We start from the raw sequence: 2,743 nt of genomic DNA on the forward strand, positions 1-2,743 counted from the left end.
GATGAATATTATGGTTTAATGACAGCTGCATTAGAAGATTAATTCTTTAGGAATAAAATAATAAAGGGCTGAGTTTTATGGCCAGCCCTTTATAAAATAAATTATAACTCTTAAAGAACTAAAACATATGAAAAAATATTTAATTTTATGCTTTATCCTAACATTTGCACTAACAAGTGTAAATGCTCAAGATAAAGATTCAAAAAACCACGATTGTGAGAACTGTGACCACAGTGCAAAATTTGCACCTAAAAAAGGTGACTTTACAGCAGCGATGGTATTTGGACGAGGAGCATATCTAAATGGGGGGTTAACTGTACCTAGTTCTAATATTGTTAGTGGAGAAACCGCTTATGATAATACCGTAAATGCTAACAACAATAGCATTACTAATATGGTAGGAGCTGAAGGTAGATATTACGTTGGTAATAAATTTGCTCTAACACTTAGTGGAGGTGCAATTTTAAGAAATAACCCAGGTGTATTACCAATCCCTGGAGTGCCAAACACTAATGTACCTGCTTATGCTGGAGTTGATGCTTCTGAAAATGTAAGTGTTAATCTTACAGTAGGAGCTCAATGGATGTTTACAACAAAAAATGAAAGGTTATTTCCTTATTTAGGATTTGCTTTACCATTTGACTATGCAAGACAATCTTTATTTACTGAGGTAATTTTAGATGACAATAATAACATTACTACACCTGCTCTATTAGGAACACGTCAAGCTGATATTTCTGCTTTTGGAGTTCAAGCTGTTGCTGGAGTTGATTATTATATAGCTAAAGATCTTTTCTTTGGTTTTGATATCAAACCAGTTTCATATACATATATTGCGAGTGTAAAAACACCAGGTTCTGGTTTATTAAACCTTGAATCTGAAAACAATACAGTATCATTCTTTGCCCAATATTCATTTAAACTTGGGTTTAAATTTTAACTTGTGGAATATTACTATATTATGAAAAGGCTACCAAATGGTAGCCTTTTTTTTGCTTTATAAACATTAATAATCTTAACTAAAAGTATGTAATACTTTGAAAACATAATCACTAAAATAAAACCACCTTTCCAAAATTACCAAACGTTAAATTATGAGATTAGTTATTAAATAACCACTGATTACAATTAAAAGTTTCCCAGGACCCGAAATAGCACTAATAATTTAAAACATTATTACTTAAAAGAAATTTACAAATAAGATTTAATTTTACAAATTTCTAAATTAACATCTAAATTTCACAACATTAATCTCAAAACTACTAAAACCATTCTTTCATATTAGTTTGGTACATATAAACAAACTCTTCATCAGACTTTGTTAAGTATATAATACCTTCAATTAAACCTATTATGCTCGTTACAGCAGCGCCTATACCACACGTTACAATAGTAATTGCAAGTAATATAATACCTTGTGTTGTATAACCTAAAATAAATTTATGAACCCCAAAAGGTCCTAGTAAGATTGCTAAAATACCAGCAAGAACTCTTTTGCTTTCTTCTGTACTTTTTGGAATTACATTTCCATTTTCATCAATTACATTCATGATATATCTATTTGAACATTAAAATTATATTTTTCACTTTAAAAAAACTTTATCTTTAGGTTCCCATAATTCTATTTTATTTCCATCATTATCCAAAATCCATCCAAATTTACCGTAATGGTACTCTTCAATTGTACCAATAATAGTAACACCTTCCACTTTTAATACTTTAAGAAGTTCCTCTAAATTATCAACACGATAATTAAACATAAAATCTTTATTTGATGGCTCAAAATACTTAGAACTTTCATCAAATGGGCTCCATTGGGTAGAACATTCAGCACCTTTTTTATCTTTCCACCAAAATGTTGCTCCCCATTGATCCACATTAAAACCTAAATGCTTTTTGTACCACTCTTTTGTTTTAACAGGATTCGAACTTTTAAAGAAAAGACCACCAATTCCAGTAACTTTTTTAATTTCTCGTAATTTATCTTTTCCAACTTCCTTTTCAGTAAAAAAGTTACCTTTAATTTTATCAACTATGGTTTGTGCTAATTTAATTTTAGACTCTTTAGTCCATCCCGCAATATGTGGAGATAATAACACATTCTCAGCTTGAATTAAATACTCAAAAGGTTCTGGCAACTCCTTATTCTCAAATAAATTTTCAAAAGATAATTTTTCATATTCCAGCACATCTAGGCACGCACCTAAAATTTTCTTATTTTTAAGCGCTTCCCTTAAATTAGATGTTACAACTGCAGAACCACGTGCGGTATTTATCAAGTAAAATGGCTTTTTAAATGCATTAATAAAATCTGTCTTCACCATTTGATATGACAACTCATTAAACGGAGTATGCAGGCTCAAAACGTCCGTTTTTTGCTGTAATTCATCTAAAGTAACTTGTTTGCAATGTTCATCTCCTACTTCAGCCTTAATATCGTAACAAATGACTTCAACATTAAAGCCCTGCAACTTTTTTGCAAAAGCTTTACCCATATTACCGTAACCTATAATACCAACGGTTTTTCCATCAAGTTCGATACCCCTGTTCTCTTCTCTAAGCCATTTTCCATTCCGAATTTCAAGATCAGCCTTTTTTAAATTATTAAACAATGCTAAAAGCATTCCTAAGGCATGCTCTCCAACTGCATTGCTATTACCTTCAGGCGCCGAAATAAGTAGAATTCCTTTTTTCTCGGCATATTCAACATCTATACTTTCTAAACCAGCTCCAACTCTAGCTA

Annotated in this window: 2 protein-coding genes and 1 pseudogene; 1 reads left to right on the forward strand and 2 read right to left on the reverse strand. The window is 31.0% G+C overall.

From position 1 onward, the window contains the following. Positions 1-127: 127 nt before the first annotated feature. A complete protein-coding gene (locus AB1Z17_RS03850; RefSeq protein ID WP_368050479.1) occupies positions 128-940 on the forward strand; it encodes a BT1926 family outer membrane beta-barrel protein in 813 nt (270 codons plus the stop codon). A 322-nt stretch (positions 941-1,262) separates the two neighbouring features. On the opposite strand, the gene AB1Z17_RS03855 is transcribed toward AB1Z17_RS03850, so the two are convergent. Both AB1Z17_RS03855 and AB1Z17_RS03860 read right to left on the reverse strand, forming a co-directional pair. Further along, a complete protein-coding gene (locus tag AB1Z17_RS03855; protein WP_368050480.1) occupies positions 1,263-1,550 on the reverse strand; it encodes a TM2 domain-containing protein in 288 nt (95 codons plus the stop codon). Between the two features lie 468 nt (positions 1,551-2,018). Beyond that, positions 2,019-2,743 (reverse strand): annotated as a pseudogene (locus AB1Z17_RS03860) (NAD(P)-dependent oxidoreductase); the annotation flags it as partial.

It is taken from the genome of Lutibacter sp., assembly GCF_040883305.1.
Taxonomy (GTDB): Bacteria; Bacteroidota; Bacteroidia; order Flavobacteriales; family Flavobacteriaceae; genus Lutibacter.